13 protein-coding genes are annotated in these 19,992 nt (G+C 49.1%); 6 read left to right on the forward strand and 7 right to left on the reverse strand.

Going from position 1 to position 19,992, the window contains the following annotated elements; translation table 11 throughout:
* Nucleotides 1–776: 776 nt before the first annotated feature.
* The 4 genes from AD948_RS13350 to AD948_RS13365 form a co-directional block, all read right to left on the reverse strand.
* Nucleotides 777–2,261, reverse strand: coding sequence for an ArnT family glycosyltransferase (locus AD948_RS13350; protein ID WP_061472350.1), 1,485 nt, complete (start codon nucleotides 2,259–2,261; stop codon nucleotides 777–779).
* Between the two features lie 12 nt (nucleotides 2,262–2,273).
* Nucleotides 2,274–3,152, reverse strand: coding sequence for a polyprenol monophosphomannose synthase (locus AD948_RS13355; protein ID WP_248846032.1), 879 nt, complete (start codon nucleotides 3,150–3,152; stop codon nucleotides 2,274–2,276).
* Between the two features lie 842 nt (nucleotides 3,153–3,994).
* Complete coding sequence (locus AD948_RS13360; protein ID WP_248846033.1) at nucleotides 3,995–6,625, reverse strand: glycoside hydrolase family 31 protein; 2,631 nt, start codon at nucleotides 6,623–6,625, stop codon at nucleotides 3,995–3,997.
* A 242-nt stretch (nucleotides 6,626–6,867) separates the two neighbouring features.
* A complete protein-coding gene (locus AD948_RS13365) occupies nucleotides 6,868–9,702 on the reverse strand; it encodes a TonB-dependent receptor (RefSeq protein WP_248846034.1) in 2,835 nt (944 codons plus the stop codon).
* Nucleotides 9,703–9,986: 284 nt separating this feature from the next.
* On the opposite strand from AD948_RS13365, the gene AD948_RS13370 reads away from it, so the two are divergent.
* Together AD948_RS13370 and AD948_RS13375 are read left to right on the forward strand one after the other, a co-directional pair.
* Nucleotides 9,987–10,490 (forward strand): RNA polymerase sigma factor, encoded by a 504-nt coding sequence (locus AD948_RS13370; RefSeq protein ID WP_082666737.1) that lies wholly within the window; start codon nucleotides 9,987–9,989, stop codon nucleotides 10,488–10,490.
* On the forward strand, nucleotides 10,487–11,458 hold the full coding sequence (locus AD948_RS13375) for a FecR family protein (RefSeq protein ID WP_169797415.1): 972 nt from the start codon (nucleotides 10,487–10,489) through the stop codon (nucleotides 11,456–11,458). The genes AD948_RS13370 and AD948_RS13375 overlap by 4 nt, the downstream gene beginning before the upstream one ends.
* 527 nt (nucleotides 11,459–11,985) lie before the next feature.
* On the opposite strand, the gene AD948_RS13380 is transcribed toward AD948_RS13375, so the two are convergent.
* Nucleotides 11,986–12,618 (reverse strand): TetR/AcrR family transcriptional regulator C-terminal domain-containing protein, encoded by a 633-nt coding sequence (locus tag AD948_RS13380; RefSeq protein ID WP_061472354.1) that lies wholly within the window; start codon nucleotides 12,616–12,618, stop codon nucleotides 11,986–11,988.
* An 83-nt stretch (nucleotides 12,619–12,701) separates the two neighbouring features.
* On the opposite strand from AD948_RS13380, the gene AD948_RS13385 reads away from it, so the two are divergent.
* Nucleotides 12,702–14,153 carry an FAD-dependent monooxygenase gene (locus AD948_RS13385; protein ID WP_061472355.1) on the forward strand — a complete coding sequence of 484 codons (1,452 nt, stop codon included), beginning with the start codon at nucleotides 12,702–12,704 and terminating at the stop codon, nucleotides 14,151–14,153.
* A gap of 103 nt (nucleotides 14,154–14,256) precedes the next feature.
* Nucleotides 14,257–15,444 carry an alpha/beta hydrolase family protein gene (locus AD948_RS13390; RefSeq protein ID WP_061472356.1) on the forward strand — a complete coding sequence of 396 codons (1,188 nt, stop codon included), beginning with the start codon at nucleotides 14,257–14,259 and terminating at the stop codon, nucleotides 15,442–15,444.
* A 696-nt stretch (nucleotides 15,445–16,140) separates the two neighbouring features.
* On the opposite strand, the gene AD948_RS13395 is transcribed toward AD948_RS13390, so the two are convergent.
* Both AD948_RS13395 and AD948_RS13400 read right to left on the reverse strand, forming a co-directional pair.
* On the reverse strand, nucleotides 16,141–17,043 hold the full coding sequence (locus tag AD948_RS13395; protein ID WP_061472357.1) for a DMT family transporter: 903 nt from the start codon (nucleotides 17,041–17,043) through the stop codon (nucleotides 16,141–16,143).
* Nucleotides 17,040–17,615 carry a TetR/AcrR family transcriptional regulator gene (locus tag AD948_RS13400; protein ID WP_061472358.1) on the reverse strand — a complete coding sequence of 192 codons (576 nt, stop codon included), beginning with the start codon at nucleotides 17,613–17,615 and terminating at the stop codon, nucleotides 17,040–17,042. Before AD948_RS13400 ends, AD948_RS13395 begins: the two co-directional genes overlap by 4 nt.
* 165 nt (nucleotides 17,616–17,780) lie before the next feature.
* Here AD948_RS13400 and AD948_RS13405 point away from each other — a divergent pair, with 165 nt between their 5' ends.
* Together AD948_RS13405 and AD948_RS13410 are read left to right on the forward strand one after the other, a co-directional pair.
* Complete coding sequence (locus AD948_RS13405) at nucleotides 17,781–19,025, forward strand: MFS transporter (protein WP_248846035.1); 1,245 nt, start codon at nucleotides 17,781–17,783, stop codon at nucleotides 19,023–19,025.
* Nucleotides 19,026–19,280: 255 nt separating this feature from the next.
* Complete coding sequence (locus AD948_RS13410) at nucleotides 19,281–19,925, forward strand: flavin reductase family protein (protein ID WP_248846036.1); 645 nt, start codon at nucleotides 19,281–19,283, stop codon at nucleotides 19,923–19,925.
* Nucleotides 19,926–19,992: the final 67 nt, after the last annotated feature.

Consider the following 19,992-nt stretch of genomic DNA (forward strand, 5'->3'; position numbering starts at 1 on the left):
ACTTAGAAACATGAAATTAATTAACCACATTATTTTATGGTTGTAAAAATTATAATTCAACATATTTTAGTGAAATATGAACCGGAAGTTCTCCTACGAGAAACTCCTTTTTTCACTCAGGCGAGGAGAACGCTTCTATGCCGCAAAAAACACTTTGGTCAGGTGTGCTCGCATTCAGCATTATGCTTGTCGCAGGTTGCCTTACTGTATCCAAGCCAACGGCAAGATCAGCCGTGTTTGCCTTCTCCGAGGCAACCTCCTGCCTGTTTCAGTATGATGTTACGCAACCCACCGTGAAAATAGCGTCACGCTAAAAATACCATGAGAAAAACAGTTATTCCCCCGCCATTTTGCGGAGGTATATAATTAAGGTGTGGAGGGTTCTAAAGACCCTCCTTTTATGGTCGAATGGAAACTATACCCATTGATATACCAAGATATGGAAAGTCCCCAACGAGAATTTCTCGAACCCTTTACGAGTATATACCTGCTACCAGGTGAGTAAAAAACTTATAATACTGGTCGAGGCACAATACCCCTTGCGCCGCATAGCCAGATGAAGAGTAATAAAAACCCTCGCTCACGTTTTCCACTTGTTAAAATCCCTATGCGTGACGGTTTTTACGCGATCAGGAAAAGGCGTATTTCTAGCCCCCTACCTCATCCAAAGCCTTTATCAAGCGAACCGCCGAACACTTCAGGGCTGAAATTAGCACACAGCGACACTCGCAGAAAATCCTTACTCCAAATCCTCTGGTAATGTAGTGCTCTATGCTTCATTTTGGAGAGCCAGTAAGTTTGTAGACGACAATAGAATTGTCCTTCAGGGCCACCCTATAAGCAGGATAATAATATGATGAGAGAGACTGATAAAGTAATTGCCGAACTTGCATATTTTCGCCTTCTATAGCAGGTTCTCTTGACATAATATACATCGGTTTTTGATTTAATATATGCTGAATTTCAATTAATGGGTTCATCCCTGTCGAATTTCTTTCTATATATTCATGAAAATGCCCAGGAAATGGATGTGTTGTCATTTTACAAAAATTTGTAAAATCATAAAAAATAGGAGAACCACTGTAAATAAAAAGACAACCTTTATTCTTAGAAATATTCGAAAGAATATTTTGAAAAATGATCTTATCCCCACGAGAATTCTGATGCTTTATTATTGTAGTTTGCCCTTTGAACGTTATATAGCCCAAAAGGAGTAACATCCAGATTTTGCCTGCGCTTTTGTTCCAATAAGCGGCTGATACAATTGTCAAAGGCGTAAAAAGAGGCAGCGCATAATGAGTATACCAGCTTCCAAAGACAGCTACCCCTGAAAGTGCAGAAAAAGTCCAAAGATCAAAAAAACGACCGCATAGTTTCTGCTGCTTGGTCATGCCCAAACAAAAAATTCTTCTAAAAGGAATACTCACAAGAAGCGGGAGCGTAAACTCCAGCATTTTTGCGGCTTGATGCCTGACGAGGGCATGGTTCCGTTGGCCCCGATGGAAAATTGATGCAATATTTGCAAACCACCATTCCTGACTATAACCAGCCATCATGTAGACCACAGCAACCCCAATTGTCGGTAAGCAGGCAATGCAGATCCAGATGACGGCTTGGAGAGAGAGAACTCGAATGGATTTTGTTTTCTGGTAAAGAGAAAAAAGAAGGAAAATGCCTGAAAAAATCCCTTCAAAAAGGGTAGTATATTTTATCTGGATTGAAATGCCCATGATGAGCATTACGGCATATGCTGTTTTTTGTATGTCAGGTTGTCTTCCCTTTTTTTCTACAACATGTTTGAAAATGAGGTACATACTAAAAGCAACCAATAAATTATAAAATACCGGAGACTGGCCGCCTTCACCGCCAGCAATATTTAGGCAACTAATATATAATAATGCAGCCAAAAAAGCTCCGAATGGAGATGCAATTGCCATCGCCATTTTCATAACAATCATACTGGTGAACCCTACACATAATGTAGCACCAATTTGATAAGCTAATATTCTATAGGGTCCGAATAAATGAAAAAAACTATATAACGAGAATAAACCAAGAGGCTTTCTGTCCCAGATATCGACAAAAGGAACGGCACCCTGCAGTATCTGGCCACCAACAAAAAGGTAAAATCCTTCATCAACGTCAATTAATGGATTTCCCAAAGAAGCAAAACGGGATGCAATACAAAAAGACCAAAGAAAAACATAAAGAACAGACACATAGTTAAAACTGGATATAAAATTTTTCAGATAAGAACGCATAAAAATATCTTTCTATGAAATGCCGCCTAAAACCTTCTTCACTTTCATTCTTGCTATGAATTTTAGAAGATTTAAAATAACGCCAAAATCCAGCTTACTTTCACCGTAACGGCGTGGTTTAAACGTGGTTGGAACTTCTTTTATTTTCAAAGGTAATGAACTGGAGCAAATGAGATCAAGTAAAATTTTAAACCCTGCACCAGACATTTGCGTTGCCGCCTTTTCAAAAAGAACCCGTTTAAACATAAAAAAACCACTCATTGGATCTTGTAACTGAATGGAGAGTAATCTTCTTGTAAAGGAAGAGCCACCTTTTGAGAGGAAATGGCGCCAGATACCATCCAGCCCGTTATCATCACCACCGACAACATAACGACTGGCAACCACCAGATCATATCCATGTTCAGTAATTTCACGGAGCATAGGAACAAGGCAACATTCATCATGTTGCAGGTCACCATCCATTACAGCAGCAAAAGGCGCTGAAGACGAAAGAACACCTTCGATTACTGCGGAGGAAAGCCCCTTACGGCCAACACGTCTGATCCCTCGTATTCGCGGGTCTCTTGCCGCACATTCCCGAATGACATCAATCGTATTGTCGGGAGAATTGTCATCGACAAAAATGATCTCCCACGCCACACTACTCAAGGCTTTATCAATAGCAGACACGAGAATTTTAATATTTTCTGCCTCATTATAACAAGGAACAATAATGCTAAGCTGGGGGCTTTCTCGCTTTGTGTAGACCGGTGTTGTGTCAGTAAGAAGTAGCGAATTTTTAGAGTGAAACATTTCCACGCGTTTTCCGAAAAGTTTCTTGGATATCAAACGGAAAGATGTGGCCGTCTTTTGGTTTGAGCATGTCAGTATGGACATGTGTTTCGTCATGTCCGCTGTCTTGTGAGGACGCTCTTTGTTTTCAGAGCAGAAGATCTCATCAAGATTTCAAGGATTGTATCAATCTGTTTCACTATGTCACGAACAGCTGCTTCCACACTATCAGAATTGCCGAATTGAAGGGGTCACGCCGCCATAATTTGGTGCTCCCACATCAGGAAGCTCTATTAAAGCGAATTTCTTCCGATAGTCATAAAGCATAAATATCTTGGCATCGCATTTTATGTCTTCTTTAACGGATCGTGCAGACCTGCGGTGCCTCCGTTGCCATCCTGGCGCTGCAATATTTCCCCATTTCATTATCCAGCATGCGCGTAGCCCGACAACTCCATCGGATAGCCGTCGCAATTACGTCATATGTCGAATCTGATGCTTCAACCCTATCCGATCTGTATCGATAGCGCAGTAACCGGCTGGAGCAGGCCGCTTTCTTTGACATCAATGAAAGGTAACAGATTAGCTGTGTGAAGGACCTCTAAGGCGTCCAGATTCAGATAGCTGGAACAGCATTGTCTCCCGTTCAAAATCCGATGCTTTTGGTCGAAACTGCCCTCTTACATGCTCAGGTGAAAGTTGACTGCCTCACTATAGCTCCCAACATGCAAGACTTGTTCTTTCTCCTTAAAATAAAGAGCCCTCCCCCCGTTCCCTACCCGAAAAAACTCTGGAGCATAAAATCCCCCCCTCCCTTTCATCTCGGCAGTTATTTAGAAATCAGAAAGTTTCCTGTTGTGAATGAGGCAATTGGAGCTACCTTGCACAATAGCGCACAGACCATGAGAGGTTTTGCAGCTGAATCAACTTTCACACTGATGCTCCTGTTGATGAGCGCATCAAAATTGATCCACCTCCCTAGTGAGGGCCAAGGCTTTAGCAAGTGCCTTTTGTAACTCGCTAGCTCTCGCACTCATGGCTTGAGGATTATGCTTATTGACACCATAAAAAAGCGCGCGCTCATTTGTCTCAATCGCTTTATGCAACAAATCCGCATGAGCACGTAAAGCCTCACTTGCCTCCCTGCTTTCCCTTTTGAACTGCCCCAATTCATCTATTGCGCAACTTGGGCAGTAACTCATGCGGTCGCCAGTCTGCAATGCAGCCACAAGAGCATCCGGAGCATGCAGAAACCGCTCAAAAGGAGCCAAAGCCGCATATGACGCCCTTAGCAAGGAAAGGCGCCCAGCAAAACCATCGCGTCCTTCCTTCGTAGCAACTGGCGCAACATCACGTATCACATCCAGAACCACTGATTTCGCAACATCTGTTGGAGGAACAGGTATAATCGTTGTCAGTGTGTTGCCATCATATCGCCAGCCGGCAACATTTTTCCGCACTGTAAAATTAAGCGAATGTCCGTTAACTGATACGCTGACAGGCGGTAAATCCGCGGGTAGACGAATTTCGTAAGACCGAAGATCGGTCACGCTATGAGCAAGAGCCGTGCGCTGTTTCCCTGTTAGTCGGCCGCTTTTTTCTGGACCAATAACAATATGCAGCCTGTCTTTTTTCTGAGGACCTCCTCCTCGCACGACCTCTACCGGAAGACGTGTATATTGCCCCATCTGGTAGGTCAGCCCTTCCCCCGTGTCGTCATAGACTTCATAGTCGCTACGCTGCACCGCTCTTAGCGGCCAGATATTTAGCGCCAGAACAGACTTTGTATTTGAACCTTCGCCTGTAGCTGCCTTACGCTCCGGTATGATGGCACCTGCCCGCATCAATACGGGTATCTGTTCCAACGTATAATGGTTAACGCGTAACTGCGGTCCATTAAGTAAAGCGCCACTACACTGCTCAATCCACTCACCCGGAGGCACCCAGACCGTCTTCTCGGCCAAGCCTGTCATCGGATCAACAGGAGCTGTAATGGGTGCCGCTATCATTTGACTTCCGAAAACATACTCTCCTTTTGTGCTATAGGCATCATCCTGCTCCGGCCAGTCATAGTACAATGGATGAAGGAAAGCGACGCCGTTTTCATATGTCTGACGCGCTTCTGTATACAGATAAGGAAAGAGAAGAGCACGCTGCCTTAAAGCATACTGCATGACATCTGCATACGGTTCGGGATAAGCCCAAACCCGACGCTCAGCATCAGGATTTTTAGTGGTATGTGTTCGAAAAATTGGACTTAAAATACCAAACTGTATCCAGCGAGTATAAAGTTCGGGTTCGACCGCGCCCGGCGCATGACCACCGATGTCATGGCTCCAATAAGCATACCCAACATTTGCAGCGGTAGCCGTAAACCACGGTTGAAACGCCAATGATGCCCAATCTGACTTTGTGTCACCTGAGAAACCAATCTGATAACGGTGATTACCCAAACCGCCCCAGCGATGAAAAATCAGAGGCCGTATCCCCTCTGCTTCCTGCTCCATAAAATGCAGGTAGTTCAACCACCATGTTGGGTTCAACCCAGGCAGGGCGGTCTTGTTTTCCTGCTGCCAATCCAGCCACCAAAAATCTACGCCTTGTTTTTCCAAAGGACGATGAAGGAGTGAAAAATATGCATCGACATAATGTTGATCCGTTGGTGCAAAAGGAACATAAACCTCTTGTCCAGCAGAAAGGCCAAGGGTCGCTTTTACATCAGAGTACGCGTCTTCCCACTTCTGCACACCAGAAGCTGGATGCAGGTTAAGTGAGACTTTAACGCCGCTATCATGAAGTCTTTGCAAAAAACCTGATGGATCAGGAAAGAGAAGTCGGTTCCAACTGTAGCCTGTCCAACCGAGTTTGTGACCAGATAGATCTTTTAATCCCCGGGTAGCCAGCTGGTCCTGGTTAAGATGCCAATCCATATCGAGCACCATGACATCTAACGGTAGGCTATGCTGTGCAAAGTCATCCGTTAACGCCAGCAACTCCTGATCGCTATAGGACCAATACCGTGACCACCAAACTCCGAAAACTGATTTTGGTGGTAAGGGAATTTTCCCTGCCACCTGCGTAAAATCTCCGAGTGCCCTTCTGTAATCATGACCATAGCCAAAAAAATACAAATCCTGACGCGGTCCGGAACGAGGTGCAACAGCCCAGGGCCAAGTGAGTGGAGAAGCCGAAGGACTCTTCTGAACAGGAAAATCCCTGTCGAAAACGGGCCGACCTGTGTCATCAACAAGAGCCCATCCGCTGCGGGAAACCAAACCAGGTTCCATGGGCTCGCGAAGTTTTATGCCATCTGAACCGTCAAGAGTGCGCGTCGTCCCAAGAAGGTTGGCATCATCAGTCTGGCCCGGTCTCCACTCTGGGCGCGGGCTGCCGCAAGTTACGTTCACATGAAGACTGTCGGCTGTGAATGCGCCATTTCCTTGAGGTCTGTAATGGAGAAAAAGACACGCAGTCCGGATCTCCAATGCGCCGTCCTGTGCCCGTTGAGTATAATCCGGCACAGGCAGGTTCCGGTTAACAAACACCAGAGAGGCCCTATCCTCAAACTGTCTGTCTTCCGCCCATTCCATACGTACCAGCCTGTCCGTCAGAATGGTAAAACGCGCGTTGCCAAACCTGACCATAGCGGCGGGATTGGCAACAGGAGAGCTGCGACCAGACACTACCCACTTTTCAGATCCAGTCGCTGGTATGCTGGCCGCATATGTCAGAGACGGTGAAACAGTGACGAGTATCAAGCTCAGACATACCCGTCGGCGAGACCACCCTCCGCCTTTGCAACCTGCTCCCATCTCATCCCACCTTAAGTTCATTATTTATAGTCAAGAATGACATGAAAATATACACCGCGGCCCAAGTAGTTTGTATTGTTGGTGTACTGAAGTTTGGAGCCAATAACATTATTGAAGTGCGTATTGCTGAGATTTTGCACTTCGTATTTAAAGCTCACATTTTTATAGACCTGATGCCACAGTGCCATGTTCAGCATGAAAACACTTCCCTGCCCGGTATTTTCATCTCGAGTAGACCCTAATCCGGTCAGGAATTTTCCGTTATAGTTTGCAGTGGCACGCAAAGCACCTTTGATAGCTGGTATATGCCAGGTTACAGCGCCATTTACCAAAACATCTGGTTGGTAGATCAGATGGTCACTGCGTAGCATCGTCGTGCCGTTAGAGTAGTGCATATGACCCTGCATCCAGGTTGCATTCATGGAAAGGTCAAACACCTGGCCAAGCAGGTGGATGGACCGATCCAATGCCGAGAACTCAACCCCACGCAGAATAGACCCGCTTGCGTTCATAGGTGTGCTGCTTTGGAATATTTCGCCATCCTGCATGTAGATATTGGTAAGATTATAGATGTCATCTTTAATAATCTTATTGAAAAATGTGGCGCTCACCATCCCATTTCCATGGTCGAAATATTTATCCACGGCAACGTCAAAGTTATGGGCTTTACGTGGTTTCAGATTGGGGTTGCCACTACTGATACTGCAACTCGCCACGCCACTATCATCATCCGTCCCACACGAAATTTTTTCCGCTTGAGCAATGTTGGAAGGCGTTGGACGTCCAATAGAGCGGCTATATGAAGCGTGCAAATTTACGTTCCATGGAAAATGATGGACAATATCAAAAGATGGTAGAGGATTAATGTAATTTCCGTTCCGACGTGTGAATCCTTCAGATGCGATATTGTTGGATGATGTCGGCGACCAGGAGGTATAATCAACATTATCCACACGCACCCCGGCGATAAAAACCGTATGAGGCAACGCATAATGAAGTGAAACGTACCCATCGGTAACATCTTCACGGTAGCGGTAGTCACTCATTCTGGAATTATAAAGACTGGTCGCCGCGTTGGACTTGCTCTGAGAAAGGCTGGACCAATCATATTTCAACCCATTCACGTTCATGAATACAAACGGAATGCTCCATTTCCACGGATAATAATTGGAATACATGGCATCGCTCGTAACATCGAACCCGTTATTCCATATTTTATCTTTCTCATCGAATTTGATGTTGAAGCCCCGCCATTCAAAACCCGCAGCAACACCAAAACCTCGTGAATTCGGCCTTACGTTGTAACCATAATCAGCCCGGACTGTAGGGATACCCTCAGTCGATTTCCGCCACTGTTGCTGCATCTGATACGCCGACCATTTGGCGTTCTGAACCTGGCTCGGGTCTGAAAGAGAGGTGATACGGAACATCTTCCCATTCTTCGGGTCACCCGCATAATTGGCATAGAGACTGGAAGGATAGGTCCGCATACGTTCAAGCGGCTGGTAGTTGTCGTAATCCTCCCATGTGTAGCCACCACGCACCACCAGATCATGCTTGCCACGTGTCCAGTCCACATGGCCGATAAGGCCGTTCGAGCTACGTGAATATGTGTTCTGGATACGCCGAACATAAATGGAGTTAACCTGCTCCGTGCCGCTGGTGGGCGTCTGATTGGTCACGGAATTCTTCAGGTTGTAAGCATCCCAGTCGCCCACCTGGTGCTCCTGCCGCCGGTACGTCCAGCCCATAATAGACGCGGTAAGGCCAGTATTAACCGGACGCCACTCAATCTTACCAGAACCGCCTAACGTCGTCACAGAATTGGCGTATTCGGAACTTCCATAAGAAGACGGAGCCACCATACCGTTCCACTTAGCAGAACTTGGCTCACTAATGGACTTACCCGCCGTATCAAAATACTGAAGACCGCCGCTTGTACCGGTCTGGTTCGTCACACGGTTCTGATAACGGCTTGAAATAATAATGCCGAATTCTTTATTTTTACCAAACCGACCTGAAATGACGGCTTTTTCCCCTGCCCCCATGTGTTTTGGATAGCCGGATAGGCCGTTTTGTCCTGCCGCACCACCATATAACGAAGCAATTCCGTAACCATCCAAATAAGCATACAGCCCCTTGTGGTCAAAGGCACTCATGGGGATCATATCGATCACGCCACCGATGGCATCCCCCGATTGCTCGGCCGTGAAGCTCTTGTAGATATTGGTATGCGATGTCATCTCCACGGGAGTATCCTGTAGGTTGACACGCCGCGTTCCTGAGCCAGTTTCGCCAATAGAGGCCATCGTCAGGCCATCAACCGTCGTGTGGTTCAGGTCAGGACTGATACCACGCAGGCTGACGTAGCGGGGCTCATCCCCGTTGTAGATAGCCGCCACACCCGGAAGCAATATCAATGAGGACGCGATGGAGGAATTTCCGCCCAGATTTTCAAACGGATCGTAAGCAATACTGTCTACAATGACATTAGAGGTGCGTTTCTCCGATTTTACCTTTCTGTGGGCGAAGGAAAAAATCGTCTCAACATCATTAGCCTTTATTTCTGCAGATTTTTTACCAATTGCAGAGGCTTTTTTGATTGTAAAACCTGCACCGGGCACAATCTCGGCTTTCAGTCCGGAGCCAGAGAGCAGACGCTGTAATGCCTCTGTCGGGGTCATGCGTCCTTTCATGCCACCAACATTGATGTGGCTGGTCGATTGCGGGGAAAACAGAATGGTCTGGTGGGTCTGAACAGAAAGAGCGTTCAGCGCCTTGGCCATGCTGCCAGCAGGAATTTGGAGAGAATACTGAGATTGAGAAGACGCCCCTTCAGCGGTACCACTGCTCACCCCCGCAGCATGCGTAGCCCCTGACATGCAAACAGACGCTGCAGTGCATAGCAGAACGGGCAGCAAACCCCGCAATGCTGTGTGACAAAACCAATACCGCTTCAAACTATTCCGTCGCATATTTCCACAATCCCGCTGGGCCAATACGTGTTGCATTCAGAACCAAGACAAACCACAGGGGACCAATCCTCACCTCGGGATTTGGATTTCACGAAACTTTCACAAATTGTAGGGCAGAAATTCTTCTACACAGCGGCAGGCTTCTTCCATTGACCTAGAACGGCATGAGCAAACGTGTGACAAAAAACTGGTTACCGCAGCAGCAGGTCTGGGCAGCACTTCGGCAGCGTATTCGCGCCCTCACACATAGGGACGATGCGGAGGATCATTTGCAGAGCGCGTTTGTCAATTATCTGGAGCGAGAGGGCGAACCGGTTCGGGAACCCCACGCCTACATCACGCGTAGTGCCATCAATCTGGCCCGCAATGCCCATAAACGGGAGCAAACGGGCTATGTAACGCTGACGGAAGATAGTCTTCTACCCTATTTTGAAATTGCAGATCCCGCGCCATCTCAAGAAGAAGTATACGCAAGCCGTCAGCGCCTGGCCCACTTCAGGGCAGGTTGTAGCCAGTTACCAGAAAAGACCCGACTTGTTTTTCTACTTCACCGCGTAAAAAAAATGAAATATCAAGAGATTGCAAATATTTCGGGCATGAGCGTAAGCAGTGTTGAAAAACATATCGCAAAAGCCTTAACCTTTCTTTCCGCATGGATGGAGCAGTGACCAAAAGACAAGAACGTACTGCCATCCGGAATCACGCGGCATACTGGATTGCCCGGCTTCACGCCGAGAACTGCACAGAACTGGAAAAACAGCATTTTCGACAATGGCTGAAGGCGAGGCCAGACCATGCAGTAGAATTTGAGGCGATGACAGATTTATGGGAGCTTGGTGGTGGTCTGGCTGATGGCATTCCGTCTCATCACGCTCCACCTGTTGCCACCTTTCCTGCGCAGCAGAAATCAGTGCAAACACGACGCCGCATGCTGGCAACGTTTGCTGCTTGTGCTGCGGCAACAATTCCTCTTTCAACTTCTCTGCATGCAGCGCGTGTTCTACAGACCGCATCAGGTCATTTTTCAGACAGTGTACTTCCCAGTCAGGTCAAGTGTTTTCTTGATACCAACACTCGGCTTGTTTGCGCCCATAACAACCGTTATTTTCGGCTTGAGCACGGGCAGGTTATTTTGTGTTCTCAGGCTCCTGCGCCAGCCCAATGGGTCGCTGCGGGAGATGTAAGGCTCTATCTGCAGGACCATTCATCAGCAATCATACGCGCGGAAGAAAACCGGATTGAGGTCACTGCCCTGAAAGGGAAAGTTCTGGTCCATAATGCGTCCCTCACCGGTTCTTTTGTCAGTGGGCAACACCTCCCGTTAGGGGAGCGTTTGAGCTTTTACACCAATGGTACCTACCATGCGGACCGACCGGACCTTGAAGCCCTGCTCGCTTGGAGAAAAGGGTATCTCATGTTCCAGAACCGTCCTTTATCCGAGGTTGTGGCCGAGATTAACCGCTACCAGACGCAAAAAGTTGTCTTTACGGCCGGCTCCCTCAAAGCAATAGGAAACATGCGTTTAAGCGGGATTTATTACATTGGGCAGGGTAAAGATTTTTTCCGCATTCTACCTCATTTGCTGCCCATCCAGCTTATATCCCATGGCTCCAGAATTGAAATTCTGCCCTCATAATCCAAACATATCCAAGAAGAGCACAGACTTTAGCGGCAAGTGAGGAGGATATCAATTTGGGTAGAAACGTCCCGCTATGTTGCATGGAAGGAGCATCTACGGCGGCCAAAGCGTAGCGCACTCTCTGCTAAGCAGGAATTGACCATATCTTAAGGGCAAAAATGATCACTGGTTTTGGTTATATACGGCAGAACTGCTAGTTACCCAAGAATCAAAAAATAGTATCGGGAATATCGAACTCATTCGCTCCCTGCATCCTCTGAAAAAACATCGATACCACGGGGAAGTAATTCTCTATCTCTCACTGATAAATCTCATACTAAAGAAGCTAACTATCTATGTTCTGAAGAACAGATATTATGGGGAACCAGAAAGTACAGCCTTTATGCACTACACAAAGGCCTAATTGACGATACGCTATAATACTGTTCTTTCACCCCACCCGGCATGAAACAGCAATCCCCATTCAGAAACAGTGCTTCATCGAATCTTTTTGGTTGTCGTCATCACGCAGACATCGCCACATACTATTTTTCTGGAGCAAGAAGATAATGAGCCAGCCCCTGGAGAGCCATATTCAGGCCAAAATGAAACCCTTCATGTGGATCACTCTTTAGGATATGCTGCCACGCTGAAGCTGCTACCGGATAGCGTAGCAAAAGAGCCTGAAGATCAGGGCTTTGGTTGTGATCTGGGCGTTTTTCAGAAAAAGCCTGTTCTTCTATTGTAAAACCCATAACATAATAGAGTGTGGAGAAAGTACCCCAAGTGGCCGCACGATCATTCGCGCCAGCGTCTTTAAGGCTAGATATCATTTGCGAGCTGATCCGGGCTACATTACCGGAAAGAGGATAAGTCCGCGCTAGAAAACGAGCACCATCCCGGTGAGCCAATAATGCCTGCCTCACCTCGCAGGAAATTCTAAAAAACATATCCTGCCATTGTTCGCCAGCAACAGCAGTAGTCGCAACCTCTTCAAGAAGAGTATCGGCAACAGCTTCGAACAACGCATCCTTGTTCGCAAAATGCCAGTAAAGCGAGGGCACCTGAACACCAAGCATGTCTGCTAGCTTTCGCATTGTCAGACCTTCCATACCCAGCTTGTCCAGCAATTGCAGCGCTGAACTGATGACTTGTTCCCTTACAATTTTGGCGCTCACAGCTTCTCCATTTCCTCCTTGCTCTTCAAACCTAATACCGTTAGATTTTGAATCTAACAACGTTAGTTTGAGGGATACCAGTCATGAAGACATCTTACGATGTATTGGTCTCCGGCGCGGGCCCCGTTGGCTTATGGGTTGCCTGTGAGCTGAAACTTGCACAAATTGATGTAGCGGTGCTTGATCGGCGCGCTGCTCGTATTACTGAATCCCGCGCTCTGGCCATACATGGGCGTACATTGGAAACGTTGGGGCTACGCGGCTGCGCGGAAGATTTTATTAAAGCTGGCCGAAAAATTCCCCTGATGGAATATGGGGCATTGGATACACGGCTTTCTTTTTCGCCTTTTGAAAGCCGCTTTCCGTTCACCCTGTTTCTTCGCCAGACCAAAACGGAAGAATTTCTGGAAAGGCGCGCTTTAGCTCTCGGCGTGCCTCTGCTTCGCGAAACGGAAGTCACTCAGATTGAAGAAAATGAAGCAGAAATGAAGGTAACGACTTCCCGCGGGCAGTTTTCTGCCTCGTGGTTGATCGGAGCCGACGGTGCGCGTAGCTTGGTGCGGCGGCAGGCAGGTATTGGCTTTGACGGTTTTGATGGTCGTGTTACCGCCATGCTGGGCGATGTGGTTCTGGCAAAGCCGCCAGAAGAAGGCGGCGTCGTGTCCATGGTTACCCCTCGTGGCGCACTCATGATGTCTCCATTGGGTGATGGTGTACATCATCGGGTAATTGCCATTGATGTGGAGCGGTCTTCGGTAGAAAAGGACGCCCCGCTCACGGTCACAGAACTGGCATCTGCTACATTGAAAATCTCCGGCAAAGATTATGCGATGGGCGAAGCATCCTGGCTGTCCCGCTTTACAGATACCACACGCCTTGCCTCGACCTATAGAAAAGGCCGTATTCTATTGGCCGGGGATGCTGCGCATATTCACGCTCCCATGGGAGGTCAAGGGCTGAATGTTGGCCTGCAAGATGCAATGAACCTCGGCTGGAAGCTGGCTATGGTCGTCAAAATGCAGGCACCTGAAAATCTGCTGGATACCTATCATTCCGAGAGAAGGCCGGTCGGTCAGATGCTATTTGACAACACGCTGGCGCAGGTTGCGTTGGCGACCAACTTTACGCCGCCTAATTTGTCATTGCGTCAGACAATGAAAGATATTTTGTCTTTCCCTGATGTAAACAGCCGCCTTGCTTCGGAAATTTCCGGATTTGGTGTTGCCTATGGATACGACAAAGTTGTTCCCGAAAATTTACCAGTGCACCTGCTGCCCGGCAAGCGTGTTCCAGATGTTGATCTAATGATCGAAAACAAATCTGCCACGCTCTATGGGTGTATGGAAAAAGGTGAATGGGTGCATCTGTCACTTTCCGCAAAAAAACAAGATATTTCAGAATCTCCTGAATGGCTGGATCCGAATATTGTGAAACACATAACAGCAGACTGTGTTGATGATAGTCCGTCTTTTAATGGTGTGTCATCTGTATTGATCCGTCCAGATGGGTATGTCCATAGCGTGACGATGGCGTGAACAGAAACATATCTTCTGGCCTGACCGTGCAGCAATGCCGCGATATTCCTTATCTAGATATCTCGTTGAAATTCATATTGTTTTACAGAAAGACCTGCGACGAATGACAGAAAAATCCCACATCCCGGTTCGTTCTGACGCTACTGACTATGGCGTTTCCCGCTTCTTCCAAAATCAAACCTTTCATTTTCAGACCCTTCGGGCTCTGAACGACATCGCGGCGAATGGCGCTGATCTCAACGAAGTGCTGACAGCAATCAGCACTATCCCAGACGGCGACACAAACGCGTGGTTTGATGCCTTTTCCAGCCTTGCCATGCGCACTGAAGACCGTATCCGCGCCTGCGCCGATCCGCTCAGCAATGGCTACGCTTGGCTTCGTGCCCATAATTACTGGCGCACCGCCGAATTTCTTCTGCACTCTGATGACCGGCGCCGCAAAAGCACCTGGACACGGGAAATCGCCGCTTTTGATAACGGTCTGAAACTGGCTGGCATCGCCCACGAACGTTTCACCATTCCCTATGAAGCCGGCTGCCTGCGTGGCATTCTCTATCCGGGCCCTGACGGGTGGCAGAAAAAGCCGCTCATTGTGCTCGTTGGTGGATATGATTCCACTCTGGAAGAGTTGTATTTCGTCCTTGCCAAAGCCGCACATGAACGCGGTTACGGTGTCTTGACCTATGAAGGACCAGGCCAAGGCGGCGTCTTACGTGAATACGGTCTCACCTTCACCCCGGAATGGGAGAAGCCCACTGCGGCGGTTCTGGATTACTTTGAAGCTACACAGTTCCGGCCGAAAAAAATCGTCCTTGTTGGCATGAGTATGGGTGGTTACCTTGCGCCAAGGGCAGCCGCCTTTGATCCACGCATCACTGGTGTCGTTGCTTATGATGTCCTGTTCGATATGGGGAGCATTGCCGAACGCTACGCCACCCTAGCCCAGAATCCCGAGGCCTCGAAAAATCCCGATCTGGTATGGGCCGTTGATAACGCATTGTGGACCCTCGGTGTAAGGACCCTGCCGGAGGCTGTGGAAGCTATTCGCCCTTATACACTCCAAGATGTCGCTGGAAAAATCACAGCAGATGTCCTGATTTTAGTCGGTGAATACGACCACTTCATTCCCGCTTCTCAAGCTGATGATTTCTCAAAAGCCTGTACTGCTGCAAAGTCTGTCGAAACTGTCACCTTTGATGCCCTCTCAGGTGGGGCCGAACACTGCCAACTCGGTGCCCAGACGCTCTGGCACGCTGCTTTTTTCAGTTGGATGATCCGCAAGTTCAACTGAGCATTTATTTTTTGTAAGCAGCACCCGAAGTGTCAATCCCGCGCTTTCCGGTAGAGTAAAGTGCACCGTTGTTCTGGATAGTTATGTGGTCAATATCGTCAAGTTCAATGGTTAAGGTTGTCTTGGAAGTCGAGACCGAAGACGTGTTCGTGTAAGTCTGATTGCTATCCAGATCAATTTGGCTGCTCATGCGCGTAATTCCCAAAGTCGGGGCTGTAAAAGATCGCAATAGGAAGTGAGTTTTTATAGATTGTTAATAGGTGGTGGTCCGTTTTAACAAAATTTTCACAATTATTTGGTGTTACTTTATATTTTGAAATATTTCTGAAAAATATTGGGATGATGATAATTTATTTCCTTTAAAATATGGGAACATAAGGCAGACTTTTGTGCTGAGGTTGAGTGTCCTGCGGGTATGCAGCACTCCACAACCTACCGGATGAACTAACAGAGTATCTGAGTAATTCAAGTGCTAAAAATAGCCCACTATCAACCGACAATTTGAGGTGGGTTAGGACAATTGTTTTGCTATTCTTAAGAACATTATTCAAAGAAAGGCAGCATAGGATGCTACCTCCTCGATACCCACCAGAAATTAACGCGTGTACAAAAAGTAATTGTTCTACAGATTACTAATGATCAGGGCTTTGTCTGTCATGTCTGTCACCTTTTCTGCATGAGGCTGGTTCCGGAGATTCACGCCTGCTCAACCTCGACAGGCACCGGAACAGGACGACGGCGCACAAAAGCCAGCACATTTCCCGCAAGAACAAGGCCGAGCCCTGCCAACATGACAGGTGTCCACCGTGTGCCTTCGAACAGGCACGACACCGCAAGGGCCAGCACAGGAGAAAGGATTGTCGTATAACCTGCCCTGTCTGCTCCGATCCGGTGCACCAGAGACAGGTAGGTCAGAAATCCGATGACTGAGCCGAATACCGACAGATAGGCCAACCCACCAAGCCAGGCTAAGGTAAGCGGAATAGCGAAGCTATATCCCTGTGTCAGGGCAACAGTTCCCACAATGGCCGTGCCCGTTCCCATCGCGTAAAATACGGCATTCGGCAGATCGAGATCGAACCGACCGATCCTGCGGGTGACCATATTACCCAGCGAAAAGAACAAAGTGCCCGCCAGAGCCAGCCCAACCCCGGTGAGGCTACCCACCTGCAGTCCTCCCCCATGATCTCCGCCCAGTAGTAACGCGACACCCAGTACTCCCAGAAGGCCACCACCAATAATCCGTGCATCAGGCCGCTGACGAAAGAAAAGCCAGAGGTTCAGAGCGTTCAGGACGCTGGCAAGGCTGAAGATCACCGAGACCATACCACTGGGCAGATAGGCCGCCGCCCGGTACAGCACGAGATAATTGCCAGAGAACAGACAGATCCCCATGGCGATCAGCCATGGAACACACTCCAGCGACGGTCTTCTCAGCCGCCCTGTCAGACATAACCAGCCACCAAGCAAAACAAGGGAAAGTGCGAAACGCCAGAAGATCGCGATCTCTACCGGCCCGGCGCCAAGCTGAAGATGCATCGCGAACCACGTCAGTCCCCAAACCACAACGACAGCGATGAACAGAAGGATATTGGTCATGGCAACTGCTCACTCTTCTTTGGCTGCCTGGGCTCAGGATCAGCCAATTTCAGAGCACGCCTGACCGCACGCTTCAAGGGCCTGTTGTCCCCTTCCGTTGCAATCCAGAGCGTTGCGCCTTCCAACTGGGCCAGTGTATCGGCGGCAGTCGCTGCGGGAGATGCGATCTTTCCGGCCCGCAGGATGCGGATCATGGCCTCCCGCAGAGACTTGAAGAATACCCTGACGGCTTCTTGCGCATCAGGTGTCGCGGACGTCACTCCATAGGCTAGATGGAGTCCGACGCAGCGACCGCGGATTTCCAGTGTTTCCACGATGCGCTCGACTAACGTTCGCCATGCGGCGCGCCAGTTCCGGACTGGGTCCGGCAAGCCTTCCAGCGTTTCTTTTAGCGTCAGGGCCAGCACTTCAGACACCAGTGCTTCTTTGGAGGCAATGCGCGTATAGAGGCTTTGTGGGCGCAACCCTACTCGACCGGCGAGATCACGCATGGATGTACCTTCATAGCCGTATTCACGAAACAGCTCGCGCGCTTCGATCACTATGTCGCGCAGGGGGACAGGCTCTCGCATTTGTTTTTTGACTCACGAACACTCGTTCGTCAGCGTAGAGCCATCACCTCTAAAGAGGCAATTCACAAGTCGGTTGTGCTGAATAATAACAATGACAAAATCAAGCTCTCACGCTCAGGCTACTCTCCGCAAACGATCTGCAGGCCTTTTATGACAAGGCCGGTCATGAGCCGTTCAGACGCTCAGGCAATGGAAAATGAAGTTGTTGCAGGCACAGCGGTTCCACTTCGTCAGATGGCGGCTCTCTTCGCGCTGGGCAGCTGCGCGCTTCTGAATGTCTACGCCACGCAACCAATCCTGCCTGACATCGCGCACCGGTTTGGCGTCAGTCTTGGTTCCAGCACCTGGACAATCAGCGCCTCCACCTTGGGTGTCGCAGTCGCAGCCCCTCTGGCGGGGGCCATGTCGGACCGCTTCGGACGCAAGCGAGTGATGGTAGCAGCCCTCATCGGACTGATACTCACAACGGCGTCTTGTGCTCTGGCATGGAATTTTCCAGCTCTTCTTTCTCTGCGGTTTGCGCAAGGATTGCTGGTGCCCTTCATCTTCACCGCCGCCCTCGCCTATATCGCAGAGGAATGGTCCGGGCGCACCGCAACCACCATGAATGGTGTGTATGTGGCGGGCACGGCATTCGGTGGGTTCTGTGGGCGCTTTCTGGCCGGTGCTGCTGCGTCCTTTACCGGCTGGCTCTCCACCTTTCTGGTTTTCGCAGTTCTTCTGACACCAGTGCTTGTCCTTACGGTGTGTTGTTTGCCCATGGAGCGCCGGTTCAAAGCCAGTGCATCTCTTGGAGATAGCTTACGCAGTGTCGCAAAAGGTGTGTGGGACTGGCGGCTGCTGGCCACGTGCTTTGTCGGAGCGAGCCTCCTGTTTCAGCAAGTCACCTCCTTTACCTATCTGAGTCTGCGTCTGGCAGCACCACCGTTCAGTCTGACCTCAATTGAAGTCGGCGCCCTGTTCGTAGTGTTCCTTCTGCCCGTTACAGTCACACCTTTCTTCGGACGTCTTATCGGCACAATCGGGCGCCCGCAGGCTTTTATGCTGTCGCAGTTCGCAGGAATTGCCGGAATTGCCCTGACCCTCTCCATCTATCTGCCTTCGATTGTGGTCGGACTGGCTCTTTCCTGCATGGCTGTTTTTGCCGGGCAAGCCTGTGCCACCGGCTATACCGCGCGACATGCCAAAGGGGGACGGTCTGCAGCAACCGGCCTCTACCTCACATGCTATTATCTAGGTGGCAGTATCGGGGCCGTTGCCCCCGCCCCTCTCTACGTCCGTCACGGATGGTTCGGCTGTGTTATCTTGATCGGTCTGGTGGCCTTGGCTAGCACGGCCGTCGCACGAGCAGCATGGCGAGATAGGACCCCAAGAATAAAGAATGAGGTCAAGGATATACAAAACACATAGTTTAAGACTACATGAAACACAGTTTGAAATAATCTAATGAACGTGGAAATTTTCCATGCCTATCATGTAAAGAGGCGCTGGGCTGATTGTCGTTGAACCACACAGTCATTACGATCTAATTTTCAGCACTGCCATGAACCCTCGCATAGGCAATAAGGAAAGAAAATCGAAAAAACCGGGTATCGCTCGTATGCGAGAACAATGAATTTACGATACTCTGTATTTTCTCGCAATCTGTCAGAGGAGATTGTCGCCGTGCCTGATACCGATTTTCACAGTTACGAACCCGCAGTTGGGCATGGCCTGAAGCATGACCCGTTCAACGCCATCGTGGGGCCACGGCCTATTGGCTGGATCTCATCCATCGATGCCGAAGGTCGCGTTAACCTCGCCCCCTACAGTTTTTTCAATGCCTTCAACTATACGCCACCGATCATCGGTTTTTCCAGCATCGGGTGGAAGGACACGGTGGCCAATATCAGGGCGACGGGAGAGTTCGTCTGGAACCTTACGGATCACTCTCTGGTCGAGCAGATGAACGTTACTTCCGCTGCCGTCCCGCACGATATCTGCGAATTCGATCTAGCGCATCTTGCCCGCTTGCCGAGCGACTTAGTCCGACCGCCGCGTGTCGCTGCCAGTCCGGTGCAATTTGAATGCCGGATGACACAAATGGTACAATTACAGACAGCGCAGGGACAGACGGTTGAAAGCTGGGTGACCTTCGGCGAAGTCGTGCGTGTGCATATAAGGCGTAGCCTTGTAGCAGAAGGGACTTATGATACAGCCGCGGCTCGGCCTATCCTGCGCGCAGGTGGCCTTGGGGATTATGCTGCAATCCAGCCGCAAGACATGTTTGAAATACTCCGCCCGCAGGGGCACAGACACTTGAGCGACTGATCCGAGATAGTCGCGCATCTCCGCGCTAAGGCGTCAGACCTCTGCTGCCTGCCCTACGACCCGTCAT

Source organism: Acetobacter senegalensis, from assembly GCF_001580995.1.
GTDB classification, from domain to species: domain Bacteria; phylum Pseudomonadota; class Alphaproteobacteria; order Acetobacterales; family Acetobacteraceae; genus Acetobacter; species Acetobacter senegalensis.

Coding starts and splice junctions, on each gene's coding strand:
- AD948_RS13350 (WP_061472350.1), bottom strand. CDS start 2,261: ATGCGTTCTTATCTGAAAAATTTTATATCCAGTTTTAACTATGTGTCT.
- AD948_RS13370 (WP_082666737.1), top strand. CDS start 9,987: ATGAGCAAACGTGTGACAAAAAACTGGTTACCGCAGCAGCAGGTCTGG.
- AD948_RS13405 (WP_248846035.1), top strand. CDS start 17,781: ATGAGCCGTTCAGACGCTCAGGCAATGGAAAATGAAGTTGTTGCAGGC.
- AD948_RS13390 (WP_061472356.1), top strand. CDS start 14,257: ATGACAGAAAAATCCCACATCCCGGTTCGTTCTGACGCTACTGACTAT.
- AD948_RS13360 (WP_248846033.1), bottom strand. CDS start 6,625: ATGGAATGGGCGGAAGACAGACAGTTTGAGGATAGGGCCTCTCTGGTG.
- AD948_RS13355 (WP_248846032.1), bottom strand. CDS start 3,152: ATGACGAAACACATGTCCATACTGACATGCTCAAACCAAAAGACGGCC.
- AD948_RS13395 (WP_061472357.1), bottom strand. CDS start 17,043: ATGACCAATATCCTTCTGTTCATCGCTGTCGTTGTGGTTTGGGGACTG.
- AD948_RS13385 (WP_061472355.1), top strand. CDS start 12,702: ATGAAGACATCTTACGATGTATTGGTCTCCGGCGCGGGCCCCGTTGGC.
- AD948_RS13400 (WP_061472358.1), bottom strand. CDS start 17,615: ATGCGAGAGCCTGTCCCCCTGCGCGACATAGTGATCGAAGCGCGCGAG.